The 7,863-nt window shown below is 72.4% G+C and carries 7 protein-coding genes; 1 reads left to right on the top strand and 6 read right to left on the bottom strand.

Annotated features, from left to right (window positions below; genetic code table 11):
* Positions 1-120 precede the first annotated feature (120 nt).
* Genes LCD31_RS21585 through LCD31_RS21560 form a run of 6 tightly spaced genes read right to left on the bottom strand, consistent with a single transcriptional unit; the run spans position 121 to position 6,373 of the window.
* Positions 121-909, bottom strand: coding sequence for a trans-aconitate 2-methyltransferase (locus tag LCD31_RS21585; protein ID WP_224960633.1), 789 nt, complete (start codon positions 907-909; stop codon positions 121-123).
* The gene (locus tag LCD31_RS21580) at positions 885-2,174 is read right to left on the bottom strand and encodes an MFS transporter (RefSeq protein ID WP_224960631.1); all 1,290 of its coding nucleotides are present in this window, start codon (positions 2,172-2,174) and stop codon (positions 885-887) included. The genes LCD31_RS21585 and LCD31_RS21580 overlap by 25 nt, the downstream gene beginning before the upstream one ends.
* On the bottom strand, positions 2,171-3,199 hold the full coding sequence (locus LCD31_RS21575) for a dipeptide epimerase (RefSeq protein WP_224960630.1): 1,029 nt from the start codon (positions 3,197-3,199) through the stop codon (positions 2,171-2,173). Before LCD31_RS21575 ends, LCD31_RS21580 begins: the two co-directional genes overlap by 4 nt.
* On the bottom strand, positions 3,196-4,224 hold the full coding sequence (locus LCD31_RS21570; RefSeq protein ID WP_224960634.1) for a PLP-dependent cysteine synthase family protein: 1,029 nt from the start codon (positions 4,222-4,224) through the stop codon (positions 3,196-3,198). The genes LCD31_RS21575 and LCD31_RS21570 overlap by 4 nt, the downstream gene beginning before the upstream one ends.
* A gap of 53 nt (positions 4,225-4,277) precedes the next feature.
* Positions 4,278-5,108, bottom strand: a complete 831-nt coding sequence (locus LCD31_RS21565; RefSeq protein ID WP_224960627.1) for a hypothetical protein — start codon at positions 5,106-5,108, stop codon at positions 4,278-4,280.
* Positions 5,105-6,373 (bottom strand): ATP-grasp domain-containing protein, encoded by a 1,269-nt coding sequence (locus LCD31_RS21560; RefSeq protein ID WP_224960626.1) that lies wholly within the window; start codon positions 6,371-6,373, stop codon positions 5,105-5,107. Before LCD31_RS21560 ends, LCD31_RS21565 begins: the two co-directional genes overlap by 4 nt.
* A 100-nt stretch (positions 6,374-6,473) precedes the next feature.
* On the opposite strand from LCD31_RS21560, the gene LCD31_RS21555 reads away from it, so the two are divergent.
* Positions 6,474-7,863: alpha/beta fold hydrolase (locus tag LCD31_RS21555; RefSeq protein WP_224960625.1), on the top strand; the 1,390-nt coding region annotated here is incomplete at its 3' end.

Here is a 7,863-nt window from a genome sequence, read left to right as displayed (position 1 = left end):
AAAACATAACAAAATCAACCCCCCCCACACCACCCCCCCCCCCCCCCCCCCCGCGCCCCCCCCCCCCCCGGCGCCCCCCCCCGCGCGCCCCCCCCCCCCCCCCCCCCCCCCCCCCGCTGGTCAGGTGGGGCGGCGGGCCACCAGGTGCAACCGATCCCCCGCGAGCGACGTGCCGAGGGCCGCGTCGGCGTGCCAGGGCGGTTCCGTGCGCGGGCCGGGGTGGTCGAAGAGGTCGAGCACTTCGAACCCCGCTTGGTGCAGGATGCGACGCAGTTCTTGCGGGAAGAGCAGCCGCCAGGCGGAGCGTTGGGTGAGTTCCCGCTCGCACCCGGGCCAGTCCCACACCCGTTCTCGGCGCAGCAGCTGTTCGGCGTGGTCGATCCACAGCCGGGTCCGCGACCGGTACGGCACGCCTTCCCACTCGACGGTCCGCTCGCGAATTCCGTCGAGCAGTTCGGTGCTCCCGAGGAAGAATGCACCGTTGCGCATTTCGGCGACGAGCACCCCGCCGGGACGGAGATGGTCCCGGCACCGCCCGAGGAAGGAATCGAGTTCGTCGTTGGTGTGGCAGTAGAGGAATGCGCTGTCCAGGCAAGTGATCGCGTCGAACGTGCGATCCAGCTGGAATTCGCGCATGTCGCGCTGGTGGAAGGTGCCGTCGGGGCAGCGCGCCCGGGCGTGTTCGATCATGCGCGGCGAATTGTCGATCCCGGTGACGTGAAAACCGCTCCGGGCCCAGTGCGCGGCGTCGCGCCCCGTGCCGCACCCGATGTCGAGCAGTGCGCCGTGTCCGATGCCACGGCGGGCGAGGACGTCGAGCACGAATCGTGCGGCGAGGTGCTCGGGGTCGGGGAACTGCGCTTCGTACAGCCGGGGGTTGTCGGTCAGGAAGTTGGCGTCGACGCGCATGCGATCTCTCCTGGTCGCGGGGCGGGTTCCGGGCCGACGAGTCCACGGCGCTGCAGCAGGGCGACCGCGGCGGCGGAGACCAGTCCGAGCGCGAGGCACAGCGCGGACGGCGCCCACGGCGCGGTGGTCCCGGCGAGGTCGCTGATCCACCCGATGGCGGCGTTGCCCGCCGCGGCGGTCACCCCGGAGGCCAGGTAGAAGACCCCGAAGTAGGTGCCGGACAGCGAATTCGGCCCGAACGAGGGAATGAGGTCGTTGACGAAGGGTTGCGCCAGCATCAGCCCGGTGGTGAGCACGAGGGTGGCCAGCAGCACGGGGCCGAGCCGCAGCAGCACGCCGACCGGGTCGGGCACGGAGGTCGCGGTGGGCAGCGCGAAGCCGGCGACGAGGGTGGCGAGGAAGGCGATCCCCATCAGCGCCATACCTGCGGCGATGGTGCTCCCCCGGGACCACGTGCGCTGGAAGTACCGGGTGATCCGCACCTGCAGCAGCAGACCGGCCACTGTGGACACGATGAACACGGCGGCGACGGTGCCGCTGGATCCGGTGAGCCGGGCCGCTTCCATCGGCAGCACCAGGTACAGCTGGTTCTGCAGCGCGAACATCCCGGTCAGCGCGAGGGTGAACAGGAGGAACCGCTTGTCACCGAGCACGCCGCGCCAGTCGCCGAGCACGGTGCCGCGCGAGGGCGGCACGTCCCGGCGCGGCAGCACGGCGATCTGGGCGGCGGTGAGCAGTGCGAACACGAGCGCGGCGACGAGCGCGGACGTGGTGAACCCGATGAGGACGAGTGCGCTGCCGAGCAGCGGCCCGATCAGCGCCCCGGTGTTGGCGAACACGTTGAACAGCGAGAACGCTTCGGCTCGCCGCTCCCCCGCTTCGCGCGCGAGGTAGGCGCGCACCGCGGGGTTGAACAGCGCCCCGGCGAGTCCGCTGAGGACGGAGGCGGCGAGCAGCACGGGCAGCGAACTGCCGAGCGCGAACAACCCGAACCCGACGGTGCGCAGCGCGCAGCCGGCGATGATGACGCGACGCGCCCCGAGCCGGTCGGCGGCGCTGCCGCCGATGAGGAACAGCCCTTGCTGGCTGAGGTTGCGCACCCCGAGCACCACGCCGACGAGCGCCGCGGACATGCCGAGGTCGTGCCCGAGGTAGCCGGCGAGGTACGGGATGAGCAGGTAGAAGCCGATGTTGACGCCGAGCTGGTTGACCAGCAGCACCTGCACCGCGAGCGGGAAGCTCCGGATGAGCCGCCAGGTGGTCATGCCGCCACCTTCGGCCGCACGCCGAGCCCGGGCTCGCGGGTGATGTGCAGCGTCCCGCCGGTGCCGCCGATGCCGTCCCACGGGTCGTCGGCGAGCAGCAGGTGCCCGTCGAGGTCGATCCAGCGGGCGTGTCCGGCGAGGTGCACGGCGGGTGCGATGCCGAGGGAACTGGCGACGAGGCATCCGAGCATCACGTCGGCCCCGGCGGACCGCGCGGCGTCGATGATCTCGACGGCGGCGCGGATCCCGCCGCACTTGGCGAGTTTCACGTTGATCCCGTGCACGGTCGAGCCGAGCGCCCGGACGTCGGCGAGGGTCTGCGCGTCCTCGTCGGCGATCACCGGAATGGGGCTGTGCCGGGCGACGCGGCCGAGTTCGACGGGGTCGCCGGGCGGGATGGGTTGTTCGACAGCCGCGATGTCGTGCACGGCGAGGGCGTCGAGCAGGCGCAGCGCCTGCTCGGGTTCCCACGCACCGTTGGGGTCGAGCAGCAGTTGCGCGTCGGGGGCGGCGGCGCGGACGGCGGCGACCCGGTCCTGTTCGTCGGGGCCGTCGCCGAGCTTCACCTTGAGGACGCGGAATCCGCGGGCGGTGAGCTCGGCCGCGGTGCGCGCGGCGTGCTCGGTGCCGGTGATGCCGATGGTGCGGGCGGTCGCGGGCCCGCCGACGGGTGGTGCGCCGATGAGGTCCTGCACGGTCCGGCCGCTGTGCTGCGCGGCGAGGTCGTGGGCGGCGGCGTCGACGGCGCAGCGCACTCCCGGTTCGACGTCCGGCCAGTCGTCGATGCCGGCGAGGAGCTCGTCGGGTCCGGTGCAGCTCTCGACGTGCGGGCGCAGCGCGTCGAGCCGGTCGAGGATCCGCGGCACGTCGAGGTCGTAGTAGACGCTGGTGACGGCTTCGCCGTGCCCGGTGCGGCCGCCGTGTTCGAGGTCGATCCACACCGCGTCCCGTTCGTGCATGACGGAGCGGGAGATCCGGAACGGCTCGCGCAGCCGCAGGGTTCCGGTGCGTGCGCTGAGCTTCACGCGGGCACCTCCACCGATCCGGCGGGGTCGCGGACCGCGCGGCAGCGGGCCCAGCCGTGCACTTCGACCGCGGCCGGGTCGGCGATCTCGACGGGACGCGTCGCGGGTCGTCCGCCGAGCAGGCCGTGCTCCTGGCAGAACTCGTCGTCGAAGATCGTGTCGAGGTAGCGGTGCGGACCGTCGGGGAAGACGGTGGCGACGCGGGAACCGGGGTCGCGCCGCGCGGCCCACGCGGCGACGAGCGCGACCGCACCGGTGCTCCAGCCCCCGCTGACGAAGGAGTGGGCGGCGAGCCTGCGGCAGGCATCGACGGCCTCGGCCGGGCCGATCCAGTGCACTTCGTGGAATTCGGGGTAGGCGACGTTGCGGGGGAAGATGCTGCTGCCGAGTCCCCGCATGAGCCGCCGCCGCGCGGGCTGCCCGAAGATCGTGGATCCGACGGTGTCCACGCCGATCAGCCGCAGCCGCGGCCAGTGCCTGCGCAGCGTGCGGATGACGCCTGCGCTGTGCCCACCGGACCCGACGCTGCACACGAGGGTGTCGGCGGTGCCGAGCTGGGCGACGAGCTCTTCGGCGAGCCGCTCGTACCCCGCCGGGTTGTCCGGGTTGTTGTACTGGTCGGGCCAGTAGGAGCCGGGCAGTTCCGCGCACAGCTCGTGCACCCGGTCCAGCCGGGCCTGCTGCCAGCCGCCGACGGGGTGCGGGTGGTCGACGACCTCGGTGCGGACGCCGTGGGCGCGCAGCAACGACCGCATGCTGCGTTCCAGTTCCCGGTCGACGACCAGCACCACGGGGTGGCCGAGGGCTTGGCCGGCGAAGGCGAGTCCGACACCGAGGGTGCCGCTGGTGGATTCGACGACGGGCGCGCCGGGCCGGAGTTCCCCGCGGGCACGGGCCCCGCGCAGCATGGACATGGCGGCGCGCGCCTTCATACCGCCCGCGCCGAGGCATTCGAGCTTCGCCCAGAATCCGGGGTGGTGGTCCGGCAGCGGGGTGCTGACCCTGCTGACCGGGGTGTCGCGCATCAGCTCCAGCAGGTCCGGGTTGGGGGTGCGGGCCGGGCTCGTGCTCACGTCGATCAACGGGGGTCCTTCCCGGTCGGGGTGATCGGGGCGCGGTGGCGGTAGATCGAGCCGGGGCCGCCGTCGAGCCAGAAGAACGGGTAGGGCTCGGCGGAGACGGCGGTGACGCCGGATCCGATGAACCACGGCAGGATCGCGCTCGCGGTCTGGGCGAACATGACCAGCGGCTTTCCGGTGGCGCGCACGTGTTCCAGCAGCGGCGCGAACGTGTCGCCCGCCGCGAGCATCCCGGTGGCGAGCACGGCATCGCAGCCACCGACGGCGGCCATGGCGTCGCCGACGATGGGCTCGTCCCATTCGGTGCTGCCGCCCTTGCGGTCGCAGGGGACGTAGTCGAGGTCGCGGTGCCGGAGCCGGTGCAGCAGCGAGTTCACCACCCCGACCACGAGCACCCGGTTCACCTGGTCCGGCAGCAGGTCCACGACGAGTTCGGCGCGCTGCAAGGACTTCCGCAGCGAGTTCCCGCGCTCCAGCGCGACCTGCTCGGCGTGCTCGTGGTGCGGGAACCGCCACATCAGGTAGGCGTCCAGCGCCGCGGTGCGCACCGCGGGAAGCGGGTGCCGCAGCAGCCGCCCGACGGGGGCGCCGACACAGTCCACGACCTGCTCGTCGGTGAGTTCCCCGGGTTCCACCGCGCAGGAGCCGACGGCGTCCTCGACGCGGAGGCTCAGCACGTGGTTCCGGTAGGAGCGGCCACGCCCGGAATGGCGGACGCCTTGCTGGGTGAGGAAGCCGACGCTCACCTCCGCTTCGCCGACCTCGTCGCCCGCGAACCCCTCGCCCACGGCCGCCGCGAACCCGTCCAGTGACAGGAAGGCGTCCTTCATGTGGTGACCAGATCCTCGGCGTAGACGACTTCCAGGGAGCCGACGGCCGCCTCGGCGCGAGCCCGCGCGGCCCCGGGTGCCGGGTCGGTGGCCATCACGTGGCCGAGGTAGTTGTTGTTGCTGGTCGCCGCGCCTGCCACGTGCCCGGGTTCCTTGACGACGCTGTCGACGACGCCCTCGGTCCCGGCGAGCCGCTCGGCTCCGGCGATGTGCCGGATCGGGCCGGTGCGCGGCGGCAGCAGGAACGAGATGGCCGCGCTGCCCGCACCGGTGGCGTGCGGCGCCAGGTCGGGCTGTTCGCCGGCGGCGAGCCGGGCGTGCACCGCGGGCAGGTCGATGCCGGTGACGCGGCGGATCAGCTCGGTGATCTGGTTGCCCGCGGGACGCGGGTTGACCTCGACGATGCGCGGCCCGTCGGGGGTGAGCTTGAGCTCGGTGTGGGTGGCCGTGTTGTCGAGGCCGAGCGCGGCGATGGCGTCGACGGCGATCGAGGTGGCGGCTCGTTCGGTGGCGGCGTCGAGGGCGGCGGGGAACATGTGCCCGGTCTCGACGAACCAGGGTGCGCCGCCGACGCTCTTGTCGGTCACGCCGATGACGGTCGTTCGTCCGTGGGAGGTGACGGCTTCGACGCTCACTTCCGGCCCGGTGAGCAGTTCCTCCAGCAGCACGGTGGGGCTGCGGCGCTGGCCGCGGGCGTTCACCGGGAAGCCCTCCAGGTCACGAACGGCCTCGGCGAGTTCGGCTTCGTCGGACACCTTGCGCACGAACATGCCCGCGCACAGGTCGACCGGTTTGACCACGAGCGGGAAGCCGAGGGCGACGGCCGTTTCGCGCAGCCCGGACGCGCTGTCGGCGAGCGCGAACGCGGGCCCGGGAACTCCCGCTTCGCGCAACGCCAGCCGGGTCCGGTCCTTGTTGCAGGCCAGCTCCACCGCTTCCGGCGGAGATCCCGGCAGGCCGAGGTGCCGCGCGAGGTGCGCGACCGCGCCCAGGTAGTAGTCGCAGGAGGTGAGCACGCCGTCGAACCGGAGCGCGGGCTGCAATTTCGCCACGTGCTCCACGAGGGACGGCACGTCGTTGGTCTCGGCGGTGAGCACGTTCTGCGCGCCGAGCAGCGGGTGGGCGCCCGGCCGGTTCCAGGCACGCAGGTAGTGGTGCACGTCCCGGGTGAGGAAGCTGAAGCGGTGGCCTCCGTCCCGGATACCTCTGGGCAGCAGGGTGCTCATCGCCCCGACCCAGCTTTCCACCATCAGCAGGTGACCCACTCCGACTCCTCCGCATGGTTTACCACTAGCGGACGGTAACGATAATCATGTTCAATACTCCTTCGCAAACCCCATTCAGGTAGCACTGGAGTCACTCAGCGTGTTCATCTCGCGTCGCGGCGGCACCATCCCGCTGCTCACCCTGCTGCTCGCCGCACTCGCGCCCGCCCCCGCCGCCATGGCGGCGCCCGACCCCGGATTCGGCACCTGCCCGGACGGAATCACCGACGATCCATCAGTCCAATGCGGACACTTGCGGGTCCCGCTCGACCACGCCGCCCCCGACGGGCCGAGCATCACCCTCGCCCTCACCCGCATCCCCGCCAGCGGCACACCCGAAGAACGACGCGGCGCACTCCTCGTCAACCCCGGCGGACCCGGCGGCACCGGCACCGACTACGCCGAGAGCAAACGCGCCAAACTCCCCACCGCCGTCCAACGCAGCTACGACATCATCGGCTTCGACCCGCGCGGCACCGGCCGCAGCGCCCCCGTCGACTGCGGACCCGCCGGCGGGCTCTACCAGCACCCCCGGCCCGATCCGGTGCCCACCGATCCCGAACAGGAGCGCGCCCACCTGCGCGGACTCCGCGCCATCGCCGACGATTGCGCGCGCGGCATCGGGGCCGCGCTCGGCCACATCAACACCACCAACACCGCGCACGACATGGAACGGATCCGGCTCGCACTGCGCGAACCGCGGCTCAACTACCTCGGCGTCTCCTACGGCACCTACCTCGGCGCCGCCTACGCCGCCCACCACCCCCGGCACGTCGGCCGCATGGTGCTCGACAGCGTCGTCAGCCCCGACGACTGGCACGACTTCGACACCCGCCAAGCCCTCGCCATGATCGAACAACGCGACGCGCTCTTCGACTGGATCGCCGCCCGGCCCGGGCTCGGACTCGGCCACGACCGGCGCACCGTCCGGCAGCACTACCTCGACACCCGCGCCGCACTCCCCCACGACACCTTCGGCCCCGACGAATTCGACCGCGTCGTCTACCGCACCCTCTCCCGCACCGAACGGTGGGAACCCTTCGCACAAGCCCTCAGCCACTACGTCCGCACCGGCGACGACACCGCGCTGCGCCCTGCCGAACCCGACGACCACAACTACGAATCCGCGCTGCGCACCATCAAATGCGCCGACAGCACCCGACCCCGGCCCGCCGACGTCATCGGCAGCATCCGCGCGCTGCGCGACGTCGACCCCCAACCCATCCTCACCGGGCTCGAAGCCGCCACCTGCGCCTACTGGGCGCCGCCCCGCGAACCCACCCGGCTCGGGCACCCCGACATGCCACCTGTGCTGCTCACCCAAGCCGAACACGACCCGACCACGCCCCTCGACGGCGCGCGGCGCATGCAACGACGGCTCCCCGGATCCAGCCTCGTCGTCCTCGACGGCAGCCGCTCCCACGGGGCCTTCGCCAGCCAACGCGACGACTGCCTCGACTCGGCTGCGGGGCGGTACCTGGTGGAGGGGG

The organism is Saccharopolyspora sp. 6M (assembly GCF_020176775.1).
GTDB classification, from domain to species: Bacteria; Actinomycetota; Actinomycetes; order Mycobacteriales; family Pseudonocardiaceae; genus Saccharopolyspora_C; species Saccharopolyspora_C gregorii.
Note: the sequence above shows the minus strand (reverse complement) of the source record. Positions and strands in the feature narration are given on the sequence as shown.